Below are 20,707 nucleotides of genomic sequence, written 5' to 3' on the forward strand. Positions count from 1 at the left end.
TAAAGCCTAGAACACCAAACAAATCAGTCAGCAATGGTAAAGAGTAAGTTTACCAAGAGTCTATTGGTAGTGAGCCAATATTTTGTCAGAAAGCTTCCGACGCTATTTTAAAGCACTTTGTATGCCATCTTGAATTTGAAGTGTTCGAGAGTAAAGCATCTGAAAAAGTTTGGAGAAAGTAATGAGTTTATTCGTAAATACTAATGTGTCGTCACTTAACGCTCAACGCCAGGTGTTCAATGTAAGTAACTCTCTGAGCACGTCATTTGAACGCCTTTCGTCTGGTTTTCGCATCAACAGTGCAGCCGATGATGCGGCTGGACTTCAAATCAGCGAAAGAATGACATCTCAAGTTCAAGGGCTTGATCAAGCAGTCCGCAATGCAAACGATGCCATTTCGGTTGTTCAAACCGCAGAAGGTGCTCTTGATGAGACTACGACTGCCTTGCAACGTATCCGTACACTGGCAATACAGGCTCAAAACGGCGTTAATACAGCCGAAGATCGCGCTGCACTTTCCTCTGAAATCACAGCACTAAAAGCCGAAATCGATCGTGTTGCAGATACGACGCAATTCGCGGGCAAAAACCTCCTAGATGGTACATTTGCTGCAGATTTTTTAGTTGGAGCTAATGCTGGTCAAAGTGTCAACGTCACAATAGGCTCGGATTATGATTCAACAACTTTGACTGTTACTGGGACTGTAGACAGTGACGCAAATGCTGGAACACTCTTGGGTCAAGTCGATGCGGCTTTGTCAACAATCGGAACCCAGCGAGCTGACCTTGGTGCCTTGCAGAATCGATTCCAATCAACTATTCGGAATTTGAGTAATATTTCCGAAAATGTTTCAGCCGCCCGTTCAAGAATTCAGGACACTGATTTCGCGACAGAGACAGCAAATTTAACGCGTAATCAGATAATGCAACAGGCAAGTACGACAGTATTAGCTCAGGCCAACCAAAGACCTCAAGCTGCGTTATCACTACTCGGTGGTTAACTTTAAATAGCTTACCGTTCTAATTCTAGTTAGCCCCTTTGTAGGGGCTAACTAGTTTGTTTGCGGTAGACATGGCAATAGTACTTGAACCAGATTATTCACATTTGCGTTTAATACTCTCAAGAAACTCTTCCCCTCACCTATTTTCGTAAACAGAGGGGATTTCGCTAAAAAGCTGTTGCGTCACCTACATTTTTATTGCTTTAGGCCAATGCGTTAACTTCCTACATAACCATCTTCTTTAAATTTTATTCAATTCGAGCTAAAGATTTTTGCGAAAGCGCCGATAAATACAATGAGAGGCGATGCATCTAAATTTTCTCTGTCATCAGGAGTAGTGACCTGATGTGAGCACGATTGAAAAGGCCGTTGTTATCGTAAAAAGCAAAAAACTGTGAAGAGGTAGACTATGTCTTTATTTGTAAATACCAACGTTTCCTCATTGAACGCACAACGCCAACTTTTTGACGTAAGCAGTTCATTGAGCACATCATTCGAGCGTTTGTCATCTGGTTTTCGTATTAATAGCGCATCAGACGACGCAGCGGGCCTTCAGATTAGTGAAAGGATGACATCGCAGGTTCAAGGTCTTGATCAAGCCGTTCGTAACGCTAACGACGCAATATCAGTAGTACAAACTGCTGAAGGTGCGTTGGATGAATCTACGACAGCATTACAACGTATTCGTACATTGGCTATACAGGCCCAAAATGGAGTTAACTCAAGTGAAGACAGAGCGGCATTGTCCTCAGAAATAACTGCGCTAAAAAATGAAATTACCCGCATAGCAGATGAGACCGAGTTTGCGGGAAAAAATCTTCTTGACGGAACTTTTTCTGCTGATTTCTTAGTAGGAGCTAACGCTGGGCAATCTGTTACTGTAGCCATAAGCTCTGATTTTGATGCTACAGCACTTACTGTCTCTGGTACGGTAGACTCCGACGCAAATGCGGGTACACTGTTAGGACAGGTTGATGCAGCTCTGTCAACTATTGGCACGCAACGCGCGGACCTTGGTGCTTTACAAAATCGTTTTCAGTCAACCATCCGTAACTTAAGTAATATTTCTGAAAATGTTTCAGCTGCCCGATCTCGGATTCAAGATACTGATTTTGCTACTGAAACCGCAAACCTGACACGTAATCAGATAATGCAGCAAGCTTCGTTATCTGTACTTAGCCAGGCAAACCAGCGTCCTCAAGCGGCGCTCTCATTACTAGGTTAGGTAAATCGTCAATTATTGTTCTAGAATAACGGAGTATACTAATTTTAGATACTCCGTCTTTTTAGGGAGGGGTTTAGGTGGATATTCAAAGCCCGTTTAACGCTCAAAGTATGTTTCGAAAAGACAACATTGATGAGCCCACAGCGTTTGATAGAAATAAACTTTCAGAAGAAAGAGCCGAAATCAGTGACTCAGTTTTCGGCAAAAAAGCTCTTGATGTTAAAGTTTCTAGTTTGGAAGGCGATAAAGATGAAAAGGAAACTTTACTGGACAATACTTTACAACTTGATGAAGCCGTTAAAAAAGTATCAGATTTTTTAAGTGCTCAAAACAGGGATTTACTATTTAATGTCGACGAACAGACTCAAAGAACGGTTGTGACAGTCAAAGATTCAAGCAGTGGCGAAGTTATTAGGCAAATCCCTTCAGAAGAAGTTTTAAAACTGGCTGATAGAATACAAGAGTTGCAGCAAGACGTCGGAAATAGTATTGGTATTTTTATTAATAGCGAAATATAGCGGGATTTAAAATGACTATTCAATCTTTAGGTGTCGGTTCTGGGTTAGCGTTAGATAGCTTGGTAGAGCAGTTAATAACGGCTGAACGTCAGCCTAAAGAAGATAGGCTCAATGCAAAAGAAGAAAATATTGAATCTGAAATATCTGGCTTAGGCAAAATTAAGTCTAAGTTGTCGGAGTTTCAAGATGTTGTAGACGAACTAAAAAGCGATCGGGAAATTAACGGGCGTGAGCCAAAAGTTACAAACCCTACTGAAGACTTAGATGTATTATCAGCCGAATCGGCAAATTCTGCTTTAAGAGGCTCATACGACATTAAAGTCTCTCAACTGGCTTCAGGAAGTAGAATAACCACAGATGAAGGTGCTTTTTCTTCTAGCTCAGACAACTTATTAACGTCTGGAAGTGGTTCATTGACATTTAGTGTTGGTACTGAAAAATCCTTCACAGTATCTGTTGGCGCGGACACATCTCTTGCTGATTTAAGGGAATTAATAAACGACAACGAGGACAATTTTGGTGTAACAGCTAATATTATCGAAACCGGAACAAGCGCTGGCCCTCGCCTGGTGTTTCTTTCAAGTGAAACTGGATCTGGAAATGATTTGGTTATTACGAATGACACCGGCACACCTGAACTTGATAAATTATCAACCACTGGTGGAAGCAGTAATATCAATCCAAGCAATATAGAGAACGCCAGAAACGCAATAGCCTCAGTAGATGGGATAGAAGTTCAAAGTCAAACTAACAAATTTGAGAATACGATACAAAATGTTATTTTTACCGTGGAGGAGCTTTCACCAAAGCAAGCCGATGGTGAACTGAGTGCGTCGAAATTAACAATCGGTTTTGATAAAGAAGGTTTAGAGGAAAAAATCCGTGAGTTTGTCGATGGCTATAATAGCCTTGTGGACGAGCTCGAAAAGCAAAGTAAGTATGGTGCCTCTGCTTTGGAGGATGATGGAGCACTCGCTGGCGACTCTATGATTAGAGGGATAAAAGCTGGAATCGCTTCAATTGTCGGGGGAAATATCTCTTCTTCATCATTGGGTGGACTTTTCTCTCTCGGTGTAGAGTTGAACAAAGATGGTAGATTAGAAATTAGCTCGACCGACTTTGGAGTTGGCTCTGGTGAAGACCGACTTGAAAATGCGTTGGAAGATAATTTTGATGACATCGCCTTACTTTTTACTGATGAGAGTGAAGGGATAGCGAATCAATTATCAACCTATTTAGAGCAATATACATCTTCAAGTGGCCTATTAAATGCTCGTGAAAAATCAGCAAAGGAAGAGCGTGAGAGAGTATATGATGCGAGAGAGTCATTAGAATTGAGAATGATAAGTTACGAATCTCTTTTAAGAGACAGATATTTGAATTTAGACCAAACGGTTGCTCAGCTAAATCAAACTGGCGCAGCCTTGTTTTCTATACTTTAGTAGTTCGAGGGTAGAGTGGTGGCTTTAAAAGGTATTAGTGCCTACAAAAAGGGCAATCTAAAACAAGATATTGCAAATGCGGACCCGCATAAGTTAACTCTTATGCTATTTCAGGGAGCATTAGACAGAATTGCTTACGCTAAAGGTGCGATGGCGCGTAAAGAGTACGCACAAAAGTCAGAGCATATATCCAGAGCGAGCTCTATTCTCATTCACTTGAGAGATACTCTGGATTTGGATGTCGGTGGTGAGTTAAGTGAGAATTTGTTTAGTCTCTATAACTACATGATAGAGCGTCTCACTGATGCCCATACTCAAAACGATCAAATGCAACTCGATGAAGTTTCATCATTGCTAGGCCCCATACGTGATGCTTGGTTAGAAATTCCTGCTGAAGCCAAAGAAGAAGCCTACAGGCTGCAGAATGATAAGAAACAAGCGCTATAGATGATAGATAACTTCAATCATGCTCACACACCTCTTTTCTTAAAAAAGCTGAACGCTAAATTAGCCGATAATTTGAAAGTTCAAGATCGAATTGATTCAGACGAACACTTAAAAAGGCTGGTGACGTTAAGACATAAGCTTGTTATGCGAGCGTTAAAACAATTACCTTCTTCAAAACTTAGTTCATTTGCCAAAAACGAGCTAATTGTTAATGAATTCTTAGAAAACTTTATAAAAGAATTGCGATCTCAAATTAAAAATAATCTCGTTGAATTATCTAGGGCCAAAAAAGCAGCGAAGAGTTATGAATAATAATGCTTAAAGATATAAAGTATTTTATTGATCAAGATACCGAGCGGCAAGAGCAGTTAGAGGTATCATGGTCGAACAAGATAAAAGAGAATAGGTTGGCTAGTTTAGATGTATTCAAACAAACAATGCCAAATATTTATCAAGTCTTAAATAGCGCTAAAGAATATCCAGAAAGTGTTTTTGTAAACAAAGAGGGCGAATTAGACATTGTAAACATTTCCACAGGAAAGGCGTTTTATGGACATGATGTTAATAAAAGCATTTCTAACCATCTGGAAAGGTTTTCAGCAAATCCTCATGTAGTTTCCTTTAATTCATCGAGTAAGGTTGAGAGTTTACCCCGAGAAATTGAAGTGTTGGTTGTGTTTGGTCTTGGCCTTGGCCAGCATTTAATACCACTTCTGCAAAATTATAAAATAAAGCATCTTGTCATATACGAGCCCAACTTAGGTTATCTTGACTGTTCGTTATCATCAGGTATATGGAAACAGGTTTTCGAAATTGCTGCAGTGAAGAAAACAGGAGTCTATCTGCAAACACAGCTAGAGCCGAGAAGAATACTAGTGGAATTTGGTGAGTTGTATGATTTTTCGCCTTTTAGACATATCTATGTGTATCAGCATTATCACTCAGAACTTTTTGACAATACGATAGCCTATTTATCCACAGTAACACTTAATGAATTAGGTTCCATGCTACGGCGTCCGCTTCTTAAACGAACGCATGTTGATAGTCTAGTGCCTTGGCCGCCGATCGTAAGATCTCGAGAGTGGTCAGATGAGCACCTGAACGAAAAGAGATATCAAAAGAACCTCGAAATATTCTCTTTGTTCTTTCCGGATATTGCAAACGAATTTCGTCAGTATAAAGCTAATAAATGGAAGCCGTTAGCAAATGCTAGTGGAGAAGTGAATATTTTCCATATAGAGACAAATTCTGCTCTTTACGGTGACTCGCCGGTGGACATGGAGCATGAGGCCTATAATGCTTTCGTCAAAGCACCTACAAAAGAGCGGCTCGCGTTAACTTCTAAACAAGGAAAATCATATTCTCATTCTCACCAACGAATGGTTAAAAAAATTGAAAAACTATTTAAAGGGCTCTCGGCAGATGAAGAAAGCTTACCTGACGAGGTGCGTGCGTTACTTTTGTTTGGTATAGGGGCAGGCTACAAGCTTCAAGAATTATACTCGAATTTCGAAATAGATTCTCTTTTCATTTGCGAACCTAATCGAGACTTTTTCTATGCATCTTTGTACGCCATAGACTGGAATACTATTTTTACCAAAGCTAATGAATGCAATAAACGAATCTATTTAAATATTGGTGACGATGGTTCCAATTTAGCCAAAGATTTGTTAACTCAGTTACACGCTATTGGCACTCATATAATAGAGTCCATGTATTTTTCTCAAGGCTATGATAACGAAAAGTTAAAACCTGCTATAAACAACTTACATGAAGAGTTGAGGGGGATTATAGCCCTTGGGGAGTATTTTGATTACTCAAGATATGACGTTGCTCATGCCAAATGGGCGATTGAGAATGGTGTTCGAATTTTTGATAAGAGCCAACAAGAGCCCCTTGTAAATGAATTGGCTGAGACTCCTGTCTTTATAATAGGAAATGGCCCGTCGCTTGATACATTAATGCCTACAATCGTAGCTAAAAAAGAGAAAGCTATAATAATTTCTTGTGGTACAGCGCTACAGGCTCTTTATAAAAATAATATTACCCCTGATTTCCATGCAGAAATAGAGAATTGCAGAGCAACTTTTGATTGGGCTGTGCGCATAGGAGATATCGAATTTCTTAAGACTGTTAATTTGATAAGTTGCTGTGGGGTACATCCAGACACGATAGGTCTGTACAAGGATACATTTTTAAGTATGAAAGAAGGAGCTGCTTCAACGGAAATTATAAAAGAGCTATTGAATGATTTTAATTACCCAGAGTTGAAGTTTGCATATCCTACAGTTGCCAATTTTGCGATAAACTTCGCGCTAAGCGCTGGTTTTAAACAACTGTATCTATTAGGTATTGATCTTGGTTTTGTTGATGATAAGTATCATCATTCTCAATACTCAGGGTATTATGAAAACGGCTTAGAGTTATATAGTTATGCAACTCGAGCAAATTCTTCATTACTGGTGAGAGGAAACTTTAGACCATACGTATCTACTAAATATGAATTTAATTTGGCAAGAAAAGTACTTGAAAAAGCCATATCGGCTTTTCCGAAAGCTGATGTTTTCAATTTAAATGATGGTGCATTCATAGATGGCGCATTATCACTTTCCCCTGATGAGGTTCTCACCCTTAGTTCGAGTGACGATAAAAAAAGAGCTTTGGATTGGGTTATAAACAAAGCCCATAATCCTATTCTTGATAAAAGTTTTAAAAGTAAATTTGATACTAGATTTAATAATGCAATGCTGATTAATGAAGTCCAAGGTTTTACTAATCTACTCTTCAATGAGGGGATAACAAAAGAGCGCATAAAAAGACTTGTCGAATTGCAAAGAGAATTTGTTGTGGACTCCTTCTTAAATAGACACTCTATTTTTCTTTACTATTATAACGGAAGTGTAAATTATATAAACGGAATTTTAAGTAAGTTACTTTGTCTGAGAAATGAATTTTATTTCAATGAGAAGGCAAGTTTCGTGTTAAATGTGTGGAAAAAATTCATCGAAGATACTTTGGTAAGTTTATCTATTTATCCAGATGAATTTGATGCCGTCACTACTTTTACACTTGATAGACAAAAAAAAGCTTTGAAAAACTTCTTAAATGAGAAACGAATAAATTTTTACAGTAAAACCAGTAGTGAGGTTGATGGCTTTTATAAAAGAAATGTTCTTAAAAGTTTTCAGGATGAAAAAAATACGTTGAATTATCAAATAGAAGTTTTGCATGATTTAAATGATTTGAGATTGCAGGACGCTCAGGTTCATCGAATTGCTTTTGTCATAAAAGATCCTAAAATTTTGACTGATTTGTTATTGAGAAAGGTTTCATACCCACCATTCACCATAATTTTCTTTCCATTTGATATTGAAGAAAAATTAAGGAGAGCCTTTTTTAGCGCAATAACTATTCTCACTAGCAGTGAACATGTTAAATTGGCTATCCCAAAAAACATTTCAAATGTATGGGGGAAGCTGGTATTTAACGGTTTATCAAAGCTAAATTTGAAGAAATTAAATGTATATGAATCAGATTACCTGTTAATTTTTTCAGATGTTATTCTTAGGGAAGATGACCTATTAAATGGAGTTGGTGATAGGTTTCAATTTATACCTAATGCCACGCACTCCTTTCTTTATGAGAAAGTAATGCAATAACATTGTCTTTTGATAATGTACATTCATCGAAGTACTTAAATGAAATGTCACTTTGACTAGTTTTATTAGGCCTTTCCCCAGAGATTTCGACGAAAATATTACTGATGAATATGAATGCTAGATAAAATTTTATATATCAGGTCAAAAGTTATAGATAATAGAATCTGCTTTAAAATAACACCTGCTTTCACAATCAAAACAACATTATATGATGTTGAGTTAACAGAGCTTGGTACAAGCTTATAGACTAAACAAAAATATTGAAAAGTAAACAAAGAGCTTTCGCGATGTCTCACTCACCCAAGATATCAATCATAGTGCCCTGTTATAATCACGCGAATTTTTTGCCAGCAAGGCTGAAATCTATTTCAAAACAAAGCTTTACGGATTTTGAAATTATTTTGCTAGACGACGCAAGTTCGGACAACAGCCAAGCAGTTTTACATCAGTTTGCCGGACAAGAACCCCGAGTTTCTGTCACTGATTTTAACTCTGACAACAGCGGTTGTGTTAACGACCAATGGATTAAAGGAGTCAACCTAGCCAAAGGAAAGTACATTTGGATTGCGGAAAGTGATGATGTTTCAGATTCCGAGTTTCTAGAGGTAATGATAGCGCAATTTGAAAAAGCGCCGCAAATCGGTATGGCCTACTGTGACTCAATGATTATTGATGAGTCAGGAAAAGCGCTATTCAGGTACGATTTTAGTTGTGAGGATTATATCAGCCGCTGGCATCAGGATTTTGTAATGGACGGTAAATCATTTATTAGAGATCATCTGGTCTTTAAAAATGTGATACCGAATGTTAGTTCTGCTTTGTTTAAAACAGAGTGTCTGAGAGCGGCCCTGAACAAGCATAATATGAAATATTGTGGTGATTGGTATTGTTACGCGCGATTGTTATCGAATTCTGCCGTGGCCTACGTTCACAGACCGCTTAACTTATTCAGAGCACATATTCAGTCAACGCGATGGCACGACCAGCATAGTTACAAATTAGCGCTCGTTGAAAAAAAAATTATCCTTAAAGAAATTAGAAATATGGGTATTCCCGGAGCTCTCGAGAGCATTTCAAAGTCGTACCGGAGAATGTTTAAAAACCGGCATAAGTTTAAACGGATTGGAAGGCTTTACAGTAAACTGGATACCATTATTAAGCACAATACTCGAGTGGCGCTTTATGGTTATAACGATATTGCTGAATACTTGATCCTTGGTTTTTATCCGCGAGTCCTGTTTTCTGTAATCTTTGATAAGGCTAAAGCTGGCACTGAGACGCATGGTGTACCCGTAATCACCCTGTCAGAATCAGCGCTAGATGATATTGACGTGGTTGCAATTTGCTCATTCGCATATAAAGATGAAATGCGGATTTCACTAGATAATTTGCAGTTTTCCGGTGACATTATTACGATTTAATTGAGCATCTTTCTGTTTCGGCATTGTAGTGTCGTTTTCAGAGGGGGTCTATGTTCGTGGAGTTCTTGATGTCTGAAAATCAGTTAACCGTTGTGCTTGGGATGCACCGTTCCGGCACAAGCTTAGTGACTAGCTTTGTCGAAGCAATGGGGTTTATGTGTGGGAAATATCCCATGAAGCCCAGCAAAGATAATCCCAATGGGTATTGGGAGGATGAAAAGATTGTTGCAATTAACGATAACTTATTAGCATCATTGGGGTACTACTGGTATTCGCTGGTATGGATAACACCAGCAAGACTCAAGCAAAGTGATCGGTATGAAGCGCTGCGTACTGAAGCGGTAAGCTATCTACGTGAACTATTTGCAGAACACAAAAAAGTAGCTTTAAAAGACCCCCGCATGTGTATATTGTTGCCGTTTTGGGTAGAGGTGTTCTCTGCGATAGACGCGGACATTAACATTGTTCTGGTCAAGCGTAACGCGGAGTCAACGGCCAGTTCATTAGTTAAACGAGATCACTTAGACTACGAATATGCCTCCCAGCTTATTTATTTGCACTGGGCGTCGATTGTACAGTTTTTGCCTTCCAGTTATGAACGGTTCCTCATTCAATACGAGGATGTCAAACACAATGAAAAGGCGGTGAGGGAATCGTTGATGATATACCTTGATGTAGTATCCTGCGTTCAGCGTCTTTTATTTGAAAATGATCTGGAACATCATGCAGTAACAACCGAGCCTAATTACGGCTTTTGTTGGCAGGGTAAAATGTTGCGGGATTTCCCTAATGCTGAGGTGGACGAAAGCAGAATTAAATCGCTTAAACACTTTTATCACGCACTAAATGTCGCCTACTTGCATCCCATGCATCAAAAATATGTCATTAATGAAATTAAAACTATTGCCGATATTTTTAAGTATGAACGAGTCGTTTTATATGGCGCGAGTGAGCTTACGTCCTTGTTAATTGGGCAGCTATCTGATTCAATTGTGATTGCAGTTGATCGCGCAGCAACAGAAGAGCAGGACGTTAAACGCTATGGCTTTGTATTTCAGCCTCCCCAAAATCTTGCAGAAGTTAAACACGATGTGATCTTAGTTGGTGTAACCGGGCGACAATCCGAAGTATCTAGTTATCTTCGCCAGCTTTCCAGCAAACCTATTGTTTTTATGGAAACGTTGTTGTTCAAACCATAAACTTCGCGTTCGCTCTTATTTTAAATTCTGCTTGTGGATAGTGCTGAGCAAATAATTAATAAATCATTACGCTGGTGGCGAGTAAGTCTGAAGCGGATACTCAACGATTCTATCACTGGCATCATGGTCCATGCTGAATTAACTATGATTAGTGTCAGCGTTGATGGAGAGGAATTACAATCGTGGAATCCATTGAACAGATAATGGCATCATATCCTTATGATAAAGGTGGAATTACACTTGAAGAGGCTAAAGCGTTGTCGCGATATGCCGCTGATGTCACACTGGGTGTTATTGTTGAAATTGGTTCATATAAAGGCAAGTCTGCACTAGCTTTTTGTCATGGTGTGCGTTCAGCTCAATCAGTATCAACAACGCCCATTTATTGCATCGACCCGCACAAGGACTTCATTGGTGAGCTCGGTGGCATTTTCGGTCCTAACGATAGAAAGGACTTTTTTGAGCTAATGCTGCAGAGTGGCGCTTATCAGGAGGTGAGCTTAGTTAATTTAGAGTCTACGGTGTTGACAAAAGGCTGGGATAAGCCTATTGGGTTACTCTTTATTGATGGTGATCACAGGTACGGCTCGGTCAGAGACGATTATCAAAGCTGGTACCCCCATGTGATTGACGGTGGAATTATTGCGTTTGACGACAGCAAATTTTTGAGTGGTCAAACACTGGGTTCGGCACAGTTTGTTAATGAACTTATTATCGCTGGGATGCAACCAATCGAAACGGTTGGCAAAATTACGTTTTTTAGAAAGCCTTGTCAGAAAAGAGAACCCACGTTCACGACCGGTGTGAGAACTCTGCTAGTGTACGCTGAGCGCAATATATTGAGCGGTGGCTTAATTCGCTTTGAGCGTTTGGGAAGGCAATTGCGAAAAAGAGGAGTTAATGTAAGTTTCTGCTTTGAAGTCACCGATGGTCCATGGCAACCTGATGGGGTTGACGTCGTTTCTGTTGCTGAGGCCAATCAACGAAAGTGGGGAGCAACTCTGATACCTGGTGCGGGTTTTTCTGAGCAGTTCATTACTTTATTAGAATCTAAACAAACAGATCAATTCGGGATTCGCATTCAAGCAGTATTAAATGATCGTTCACGCAGGGCACATTTTATTGCAGTTAACCGGGCTTTTAGGCCCGACTGTGTGTATTTTAATAACTCAGACTGGCAAGACGGCAGTTTTACTGACTTTATTGCCAAACGGTTCAGTGTTATACCAGGCGCTGTGGATTGCGCTCATTTTTATCCCTCCATCAAGCCAAAGCCATCGTCACACTTTTACATTGGTATCAGTACTAAATCACTGGAGCGATTGCTGCCGGTTGTGGAGCAATTAGGGCATGGTAAAGTATTACGTATTATGGGGAATATTCCTCACGCGTTGAAGCAAACTGACTTGTTCAGGGGACTTCAGCAACGTAATGCCATTATCGAAGAAGGGGTAATTCCTGAACATGCATTACCGGCGTTCTATCACTCATGCCATTGTGTTGTGCATGTCGAAGAATTTGCCGGTTGGGCTAATACTGCCGCTGAAGCTATGGCGTGTGGCGTGCCGTTGGTATGCACCAAAGCCGGAACCTCTGCGTTTGCATTGGCAAATAAAACGGCGCTGGTTCTGAACGATTTCTCATCCGAAGCTTGTGTTAAGGCGATTAAAACCGTCATTGATAAGCCTGAAGAGGCGATTGTCAGAGCTGCTGCCGGGAGAATTCACATTCAGCGCTATGATTGGGACAGTACCTGCGATGAAATTATTTCACTGTTGCATAATGATGGCCGAGAGCATTATTTACGTATACCTGAACTCAATATGTACGGTAAGTGGCCCGTTGACACCCGCACGGAGGTGTTGTCAATTATAGAAGAGTTGGTCGAAGGTGCTAGTATTTTGGATGCAGGGTCTGCGGAGGGGTACATTGATCATCAGTTGTTGAAGGCGGGTTGCCGAAGACTGGATGCGATTGAAATGGATGGTGGCCGGATTTTAACCGCCAGGGCACTCAGTGGTGAAGATTCCCGTGCGACATTCATTCACGCGAGCATTGCACCATGGGATGCTTTTTTAGATAAACACGAAGACGATTTACTAGCACAATATGATCTTGTTTTATATTTGGCGGTTCATCAGCATATTCCTAAATCAGACCAAAAGGCCACGCTTGAAGGGCTGTTAAAACGAGCATCCAACTGGTTTGTTCTTCGCACCCCGGTCCATTATTATCAGGACAATAATTTGATTGATACCATCAAGCAACATGGTTTTACTATGTACTCGGAACATCTTTCAGATAATTCCGGTGGTGCTGGGCCTATCAGATTGTATAAGAAGGGCTGAGTAGGCATGACTAAGCGGATAGTGGTTTCGTTCCCTAAATCTGGTAGAAGCTGGTTAAGGTATGCACTTGAGTTAACGGAACAGGCTAGTGACATTATTTTCTGTCATGACGAGTTTGAATATAACGATAGCTCGAAGCCACCGCTGAGTTTTGACGTAGATTTACGACTTAAGCGCTACGCTCAGACAGGAGCTAAGCTAGTGTATGTAGACCGTGACACGCGAGATACTATTGTAAGTTTGTACAATCAGGTTACAGGCCGTTTTGCCGATTTTTTTCATTACAATGATAGCATCTCAGCTTTTATTCGAGATGAGTATTTTGGTGTTGATAACCTGATACGATTTCAAAAAATGTGGCGAACCCTTGCCAGTGAGCTGAACTGGTTAATGGTTTGCTACGAAGAGATGCATTATGATTTTGAGAATGTATTGACCCGCGTTTGCGAATATTTTGATATTCATGTTTATTCTGAGCGCCTGGCCGACATTTCAGAGCTAGCCTCTTTTGAAAACATGAAAAAGCTAGAAATAAGTGGAAACTCTCAACGTCCTTGGTTAACCCCAAGAAATGATTTTCCTAAGGTTCGTAAAGGTGTTGTTGGTGGTTACCGCACGGAGTTAAGCTTAGCTGACATTGAGTTCATAGAACAACGGATGGCATTTTTCGGGGTTGAAACAAATATAAATGATGTTAACTGAAAGGGCTGGGCGAGCGAATAAATTCTTTGTAAGTATTTACGATTAAGCCTAGTACGTCTTTTTAAACTGTTGGTATTTTCTCTTTACGATCAACATTGGCGTTCATCTTATCCTGCCGTTTTTGATTCAATAAATAGTGACGGACGCAGCCACAGGTTACTTCGGGTTTGGGCAAGATTTATTGAACAACCATTTTCTCGCATAGTAACATCGAATAACAAATGAAAACGATTTTCATCGCCCGGTGGGCGCAATGCGCTGTCGAATTGGTTGGCAAACAGTTCGGGTGAGCTAATATAGTCCTTGTGTAATCCGAAAAGTAAGTGGCTCAAAAATATATGCTGAAGAGCGGTTTAAGGAGGACATTCGTCAGACTCCGTCAGTCAAGTATGATAAATGGATTTTTTGAGTGGCATCCAGCACGGTTGCCGCTGCATACCTTCGTTCAATATTATTGATGATTTCAATCACGCTGAACTCGAGATAGGTGTCGATTTATCGTTGCCAAATAGTCGGTTACCCTTTCGTTAGAGCGAATAATTGAATGTCGAGGGAAACTCAGCGGTGGAAATCACATCAATGTTATGGTGTTATCTTTTGAGGGAAAAGGTCACTGAATTTTTTTTTAGCGAATACTGAAGTTTCAGATAATATTAAACAATTTTCTTATACTAAAGGATTGCAAAAATGATTAGTGTCGCTTTTTGCATAGATGATAAGTTTGCACCTTATGCGGCAGTTAGCGTAATTAGTATACTCTCCAATACAAAGTCATTTGTAAATATCTATTTTATAGGGAATTTGTCAGAGGGAGTTAGAGAGAAACTGCTAACGTTAAAAAATGATAGATCAGCAATGGTTTTTGTGGCTCATAATTTACCTCTTTCGACCATGCCTTTGAGTGACCGTTATGTTGAACGGCTAAACAAAATAACATTTGTTAGATATGCTATTGCTGAAGTCTTAACAAAGTTAGACAAAGTCATTTATTTAGATGCTGATGTTTTGGTTTGTGGAGATATTAAACGTCTATGGGAACAGCCCCTCAAAAAGTCATATGTGGGGGCCGTTTTAGATCACTCATTAATGTCACAGAAGCGACATATTACTCTTTCTTTAAAATCAAAATCATATTTCAACGCAGGGGTGTTGCTTGTTGATTTGAAAATTTGGCGCGATAGGAGAATATTTCAATATCTGAGCCGCACACATAATACTAGAGAAAGGTGGGAGTATAACGATCAAGACGTTTTAAATGTCGTACTTGATGAGAAAGTACAGTATTTGGGAGCAGATATGAATGTTCAGACCTATAGTTTGAAGCATATTAATATAAAAGAGCCCCTTATTGTTCATTTTACCGGCCAAGAAAAGCCATGGCATACTTCATCAGTGCACCCTTACAAAGACCAATATAGAGTGCTGCTTGAATCTGTTCCCTTTAAAAACAACAAGTTATCGCTATATCTTGATAAAGAGGATAGAACAATATTGGCAAGGTTAACTGCTCAATTTGAAAATGGCGGAAATTTGATCGTTTGGGGAGCGGGAGCTAGAGGTAGACGAATAGTTAAGGCTATAGAGCAAGAGTTTCCGGCTATTGTGATTAAACAAGTTGTCGACACTTATCTTATAGGTAAATGTTTTTCATATCCAATTGTCTCTCCAGAAAATATGACAATCGAAGCAATTGATGCTGTTGTTGTAGCTACGCTTCCTCACAAACAAGACATCAGAAATTTACTACGCGATAAAGCGTTAACCGTTATATAGGAAGTTGTATGTTTTATCTTTTTCCTTTCGGCAATGTATCTCAAAATGAGGGGATTATTGTCTACGGGGCTGGCGCTATTGGCCAATCTTTCTTAAAGCAGCTTGAGGTAACTCTGCCTTTTGCTGTTATCTACGTGACCGATAAGAAAATAGTATCGTCAAAAAAAGTCGGTAATGTTGTTTTTCTTCCGGAAAAAGATGTTTTTCAGCTTCCAGCTTATCAAATCGTCGTCGCGTCGTTAAAATTTGGTGAAGAAATCAAACAGCGTTTGATTCAACAAGGTATTGAGGCCGAGAGAGTTGTTATGCTTGCCGAAAATCATGCTATGGAAGAGAGCCAGTTTGAGCCGCATTCCTTTGACTGGAATGAATACTATAGCGATGCAGAAGGGCATAATGAGGTTCAATTTCAAACTTACCTCGAACCTCTTATTCGAAAATATGACTTCAGTTTTTCCAGAGTAGTCGACTTTGCTTGCGGCAAAGGCCGGATTGCAGAACTCTTGAGTAGTTTCTCCGATTCTCTTGTTTGCGTTGATACCAGTCGCGAAGCGATCGATTATTGTGTCCAAAGATTTCGTGAAAAAAGCAACGTTGAGTGTATAGTTAGTGAACCAGAATGGATCCCTCTGGATAAAAATAGCATTGACCTGCTTTACAGTTGGGATGCGATGGTGCATTTTGATTACAGAAGCATTGATTATATTTTAACTGGGTTTTCACGCATCTTAAAAAGTGGTGGATTTGCGGTTATTCATCATTCCAATGCAAGAGAGCATAATAGTTTCAAAGCAGATAAAAATTGGAGAAAAAATCCTCATTGTCGCAGCGAATTTAACGCTAAAGATATGCGTCATTTGTGTGAAAAGAGTGGTTTCACTGTGGAAGAACAGCAAATAATGGATTGGGGGATAGAAGCACTAGATTGCATTTCAGTTATAAGAAAGTGCTAATGCGATCAGTGTGGTGACAGAGAGTTTGCTGGTTACTTGCTATAAACGGTGTTGACTGCGTTTAAGAGCGTATCAACAACCTGCTCTACTTCTTCTAGCGTCAAATCGGGGAATAATGGTAGAGTGACTGCTTGTTGATAGTAATTCTCTGCGTTTGGGTAGTCGCCTTTTTTAAAGCCCAAACTCTTGTAATGAGGCTGCAAGTGAATGGGGATATAGTGAACATGAGCAAAAATACCTCGCTCTCTCAGTTCGCTTATAAGCTTTGCGTGTTTGTCACTATCTAGCGAATCCACTTTTACCACGTATAGATGATAACTTGAGTAGTTGTCGTTGCTCTGCGTTAGCGGGAAAATATTTGAGTAGGGGCGGAAAAGGCTGTCGTAATGCCTAGCTAAAATATTTCTCTTTTCCAAAAAATCTCCGAGTTTGTTTAACTGACTTAACCCAAGCGCAGCTTCTACGTCAGTCATACGATAATTAAAGCCCAATGCTATCTGTTGATAGTACCAAGGGCCATGACTGTCCTCAGTCATCTTCTCTGGATCATTGGTTATGCCGTGACTGCGCAACATACGCATCTTTTCAGCCCATTCACTGTTATTTGTAAGTGCCATTCCCCCCTCCATAGTGGTAATAATCTTTACCGGGTGGAAACTAAACACACAAATATCTGAGAATTCGCAGCTGCCTACGAATTTCTCCTGGTATTTTGCGCCTACTGCATGTGATGCATCTTCAATAACAAAGAAGCCATATTGCTTTGAAAGTGCACGAATTTCTTTCATATCGCAGGGCTGACCAGCAAAATGAACGGGAATAACCACCTTTGGTAAGGCGTTGGTGGATTCAGCTAGGGCAAGTTTGTTTCGTAAAGCATCAACGCACATGTTACCGGTGTAAAGGTCAATATCTACAAAATCGACCTTGGCACCACAGTAGAGCGCGCAGTTTGACGACGCAACAAATGAGTTCGGCGATGTCCATACTCTATCGCCTTCACTCACACCTAGTGCAAGGCAAGCAATGTGTAGAGCAGACGTAGCGCTATTAACTGCAATCCCAAAATTAGCGCCACAATAATCAGCAAGAGCGGTTTCAAATTTAGGAATAGCCGGGCCTTGCGTTAACCAATTTGATGTTAAGGTTTCGACCACAGCTTTTACATCATCTTCATCTAGGTGTTGTCGCCCATAAGGAATCACTATTGAGCTTCCTCGTTGAACTTCTTTATTTCTTCAATACTAAGGAAATGTTCGTTAGTGTCTGAAACGTACTCGAAACCCGACTCTACAAGTTTTCCCTGTTCGCTAAGTGCGTTGCTAGTAAAGTTATTACTTCGGTGGAAAAACTTAATAGCTGGGGCAATTACAAAGTGATCATCGAATTCAAATGTGTGCAGAGACATGTCGCCAGGGCACATCATTTCATGAAGCTTTTCACCTGGACGAATCCCTACATATTTGATTGGAATATTCGGTGCCATTGCAGTCGCGAGGTCAGTAATTCGAATAGATGGGATTTTCGGTACGAAAATCTCACCACCTAACATGCGCTCAAAGTTTTTAAGCACAAAATCGACGCCCTGTTGAAGAGTAATCCAAAAACGGGTCATGTCTTTGTGCGTAACAGGAATATGATCGCTGTTTTCCGCTATCAACTTATTGAAAAAGGGCACAACAGAACCACGAGAGCCAACCACATTGCCGTAACGCACTACAGAAAATCGAGATGCACCAGCGCCAACAATATTATTGGCTGCAACGAACAATTTATCTGAAGCTAATTTGGTAGCACCGTATAAATTAACCGGGTTAGCGGCTTTGTCTGTAGACAACGCAATAACTTTTTCAACGTTATTATCAATGGCAGCGTTAATTACATTTTCGGCACCATCGATATTCGTACGAATACATTCGGTAGGGTTGTACTCAGCGGCAGGGACTTGCTTCATCGCCGCTGCGTGTATTACAAAGTCAACACCTTGCATGGCGCGATTAAGACGTTCTCTATCACGAACATCGCCAATAAAATATCTCATGCACGGCGCGTGAAATTTTTGCTGCATTTCGAACTGTTTGAGTTCGTCGCGTGAGTAGATGATTAAGCGCTTTGGTTTGTATCTCGCTAGCAGAGTCTCAGTGTACTTATGGCCAAATGAACCCGTTCCACCTGTTATGAGAATCGATTTTCCATCGAACATAGCTTGCTCGCTGTTTTTATGGTTATAAACACAATATATCATGTGTCGGCATTTTTGCCATAAAGCTTTAGAATCTATGCGCTTAGGTGAGGATTATTAGTCCTAAAGGTGTAGATTTCTTCGTGTTTAGGTAGAACTTGTTGTTTGTCAGCAGGTAGGTTAAGCATTGATTTTATTTTATTAAATATGCTGGGATGCCGCCTAATAAAGTTCAAAGACTGAGGGCTGGAAGTTCATTTAGGTTTTGTATTGTAAACTTTGCATCAAAACCTGGTTTTGCAGGTGCGTTTTTGTGAACCCCAGTTAGCACCCTAACAGTCGGCATTCCAAGTTTATTTAAATTAACGAAGTCTTTTGCTGGGTTGTCACCAATGTAAACCATTTCGTGCCACTGACATTGTTCTGCTTGTTTAATCTTTTCAAAGCAGTAAGTAGAAGGTTTAGCATGTTGCACTCCAAAGCGGTGAGTGACAAACACGCGCTTGAAGTAGTGCGCTATGTTGAGTGCTTCCACTTTCTTACTTTGTACTACTTTATTTCCGTCAGTGACGAGGTAAAGCGGCTTTGGCAAACGTTCTAGCAACGTTGGGTGATTGTCGGGCAAAGTCAAAGTGGGCTGGTGTAAGCGATATGCTGAAAGGCAGGCACGTACATTTCTCTTATTGACTGCTATGCCATGGTTAGCTAAGTAATCATTGAAAATTCGGCCACGACCATTTCGATCAAGCAGAGTAACTAATTCTTGAAAGCCACTTCGCTTATCAACGTTCCAGGTTTTTTCCACAAATGAGGCAACCGCTGCAAGGCCAGACTCTACGTATTGGCGCTCATCATAAAGGGTGTCATCTAGGTCGAAGATATAAATCATAGGTAATAGTCGGTAGCAGCTCTAATCTGCGTTATTTTATGAGATGCGAGATCTACGGGCAACGAATCGATATCTACACCTATACTCTCACACAAGCTCCAATAAAGACTATCAACACCCGCCTTGATCCCTAATGTTGAAGCGCCTCCAAATCGCGAATTACATTCAATGATGTGAAGTGCTCCATCATTTATGATGCCCTGTAATACAACGGGGCCAGAGAGGGCTAGGTTGGAAAGTGTCTGTGTCACCTGTGCTGTAAAAGGGCAATTCGGTAAAGTATAAGTAATTTGGGATTCACCATTAACAACTAAGTCTCGCACACGGCACACGGCCGCTTTAACCAAATGATCTTTTGTTAGCCAAGCGTCTACGCTAATTTCTTTACCTGCTTTGAATAATTGAAAAATAGGGGAGGACAGACCTTTAGCGTGCTGGACTGCGTCGTTTTCATTTAGATTAAGGCCAACTGCTTTACTACCCGCACCAAAACGTTCTTTGACCACATAATGCAATGGCTGAGTGTCCTGAACAACCGTTTTCACCTCTTCGATGCTTTCAAATGAAGGGATGATAAAAGGCATACTGCATTGGCCGAATCTTAATTTATCTAAACAAAGCTCAATTGCACTTTCATTAGAAATAAGTACGTGAATGTTAGCGCTTTTTAGGTCATTTTTTAGCCTTGCCCAAAAAAGGAGTTCGCCGTCTCTACTTGGGAGAACATGAGTAATGCTTCGACGCTTGAGCTGGGCAATAATCTCATCTGCGTTTTCTTGTTTTGTGGGTGGCATTTGCCAAAAAACATCGCAAAAGTGTCGTGTGAGTACTTGGCTACTTAAATCTCCCGCCGTAACTATGCCTTTGTTATCGATACGCTTAACTGCGCATTGAAGCGCTCTTAATAGTGGAACTTTATTGCTGGCACTTGAAAGTAATACGTTCACGT

General features: G+C 40.3%; 18 protein-coding genes. 13 read left to right on the forward strand and 5 right to left on the reverse strand.

Annotated elements, in window-relative coordinates; all coding sequences use genetic code 11:
- Nucleotides 1-181: 181 nt before the first annotated feature.
- From MASE_RS04660 to MASE_RS04710, 11 genes are all read left to right on the forward strand, one after another.
- Complete coding sequence (locus tag MASE_RS04660; RefSeq protein WP_014948604.1) at nucleotides 182-1,000, forward strand: flagellin N-terminal helical domain-containing protein; 819 nt, start codon at nucleotides 182-184, stop codon at nucleotides 998-1,000.
- 409 nt (nucleotides 1,001-1,409) lie between these two features.
- Nucleotides 1,410-2,225, forward strand: coding sequence for a flagellin N-terminal helical domain-containing protein (locus MASE_RS04665; protein ID WP_014948605.1), 816 nt, complete (start codon nucleotides 1,410-1,412; stop codon nucleotides 2,223-2,225).
- Between the two features lie 77 nt (nucleotides 2,226-2,302).
- A complete protein-coding gene (locus MASE_RS19875; RefSeq protein WP_014948606.1) occupies nucleotides 2,303-2,743 on the forward strand; it encodes a flagellar protein FlaG in 441 nt (146 codons plus the stop codon).
- Nucleotides 2,744-2,754: 11 nt separating this feature from the next.
- Nucleotides 2,755-4,185, forward strand: a complete 1,431-nt coding sequence (fliD, locus tag MASE_RS04675) for a flagellar filament capping protein FliD (RefSeq protein WP_014948607.1) — start codon at nucleotides 2,755-2,757, stop codon at nucleotides 4,183-4,185.
- A gap of 18 nt (nucleotides 4,186-4,203) precedes the next feature.
- Nucleotides 4,204-4,632, forward strand: a complete 429-nt coding sequence (fliS, locus tag MASE_RS04680; protein WP_014948608.1) for a flagellar export chaperone FliS — start codon at nucleotides 4,204-4,206, stop codon at nucleotides 4,630-4,632.
- Nucleotides 4,633-4,944 carry a hypothetical protein gene (locus tag MASE_RS04685; RefSeq protein ID WP_014948609.1) on the forward strand — a complete coding sequence of 104 codons (312 nt, stop codon included), beginning with the start codon at nucleotides 4,633-4,635 and terminating at the stop codon, nucleotides 4,942-4,944.
- Nucleotides 4,945-4,946: 2 nt separating this feature from the next.
- Nucleotides 4,947-8,291, forward strand: coding sequence for a motility associated factor glycosyltransferase family protein (locus tag MASE_RS04690; protein ID WP_014948610.1), 3,345 nt, complete (start codon nucleotides 4,947-4,949; stop codon nucleotides 8,289-8,291).
- A 287-nt stretch (nucleotides 8,292-8,578) separates the two neighbouring features.
- Complete coding sequence (locus MASE_RS04695; protein WP_014948611.1) at nucleotides 8,579-9,712, forward strand: glycosyltransferase family 2 protein; 1,134 nt, start codon at nucleotides 8,579-8,581, stop codon at nucleotides 9,710-9,712.
- Nucleotides 9,713-9,780: 68 nt separating this feature from the next.
- The gene (locus MASE_RS04700; protein ID WP_014948612.1) at nucleotides 9,781-10,911 is read left to right on the forward strand and encodes a sulfotransferase family protein; all 1,131 of its coding nucleotides are present in this window, start codon (nucleotides 9,781-9,783) and stop codon (nucleotides 10,909-10,911) included.
- Nucleotides 10,912-11,093: 182 nt separating this feature from the next.
- Nucleotides 11,094-13,259, forward strand: coding sequence for a class I SAM-dependent methyltransferase (locus MASE_RS04705; protein WP_014948613.1), 2,166 nt, complete (start codon nucleotides 11,094-11,096; stop codon nucleotides 13,257-13,259).
- A gap of 6 nt (nucleotides 13,260-13,265) precedes the next feature.
- On the forward strand, nucleotides 13,266-13,961 hold the full coding sequence (locus MASE_RS04710) for a sulfotransferase domain-containing protein (protein ID WP_014948614.1): 696 nt from the start codon (nucleotides 13,266-13,268) through the stop codon (nucleotides 13,959-13,961).
- A 107-nt stretch (nucleotides 13,962-14,068) separates the two neighbouring features.
- Here the strand turns inward: MASE_RS04710 and MASE_RS04715 are convergent, their stop codons facing one another.
- Nucleotides 14,069-14,293, reverse strand: coding sequence for a hypothetical protein (locus MASE_RS04715; RefSeq protein WP_041693393.1), 225 nt, complete (start codon nucleotides 14,291-14,293; stop codon nucleotides 14,069-14,071).
- Between the two features lie 355 nt (nucleotides 14,294-14,648).
- On the opposite strand from MASE_RS04715, the gene MASE_RS04720 reads away from it, so the two are divergent.
- Both MASE_RS04720 and MASE_RS04725 read left to right on the forward strand, forming a co-directional pair.
- Entirely contained in the window at nucleotides 14,649-15,734 is a 1,086-nt protein-coding gene (locus MASE_RS04720; protein ID WP_014948615.1) for a glycosyltransferase family 8 protein, read from the forward strand.
- Between the two features lie 8 nt (nucleotides 15,735-15,742).
- The gene (locus MASE_RS04725; RefSeq protein ID WP_014948616.1) at nucleotides 15,743-16,687 is read left to right on the forward strand and encodes a class I SAM-dependent methyltransferase; all 945 of its coding nucleotides are present in this window, start codon (nucleotides 15,743-15,745) and stop codon (nucleotides 16,685-16,687) included.
- Between the two features lie 32 nt (nucleotides 16,688-16,719).
- Here the strand turns inward: MASE_RS04725 and pseC are convergent, their stop codons facing one another.
- The 4 genes from pseC to MASE_RS04745 form a co-directional block, all read right to left on the reverse strand.
- The gene (pseC, locus tag MASE_RS04730; RefSeq protein ID WP_014948617.1) at nucleotides 16,720-17,892 is read right to left on the reverse strand and encodes a UDP-4-amino-4,6-dideoxy-N-acetyl-beta-L-altrosamine transaminase; all 1,173 of its coding nucleotides are present in this window, start codon (nucleotides 17,890-17,892) and stop codon (nucleotides 16,720-16,722) included.
- A complete protein-coding gene (gene pseB / locus MASE_RS04735) occupies nucleotides 17,892-18,890 on the reverse strand; it encodes a UDP-N-acetylglucosamine 4,6-dehydratase (inverting) (protein WP_014948618.1) in 999 nt (332 codons plus the stop codon). The genes pseC and pseB overlap by 1 nt, the downstream gene beginning before the upstream one ends.
- A 211-nt stretch (nucleotides 18,891-19,101) precedes the next feature.
- Nucleotides 19,102-19,758, reverse strand: a complete 657-nt coding sequence (locus tag MASE_RS04740; RefSeq protein ID WP_014948619.1) for an HAD family hydrolase — start codon at nucleotides 19,756-19,758, stop codon at nucleotides 19,102-19,104.
- Nucleotides 19,755-20,705 (reverse strand): ATP-grasp domain-containing protein, encoded by a 951-nt coding sequence (locus MASE_RS04745; RefSeq protein WP_014948620.1) that lies wholly within the window; start codon nucleotides 20,703-20,705, stop codon nucleotides 19,755-19,757. The genes MASE_RS04740 and MASE_RS04745 overlap by 4 nt, the downstream gene beginning before the upstream one ends.
- Nucleotides 20,706-20,707 lie beyond the last annotated feature (2 nt).

The sequence above is a fragment of the Alteromonas macleodii ATCC 27126 genome (assembly GCF_000172635.2).
Classification (GTDB): Bacteria; Pseudomonadota; Gammaproteobacteria; order Enterobacterales; family Alteromonadaceae; genus Alteromonas; species Alteromonas macleodii.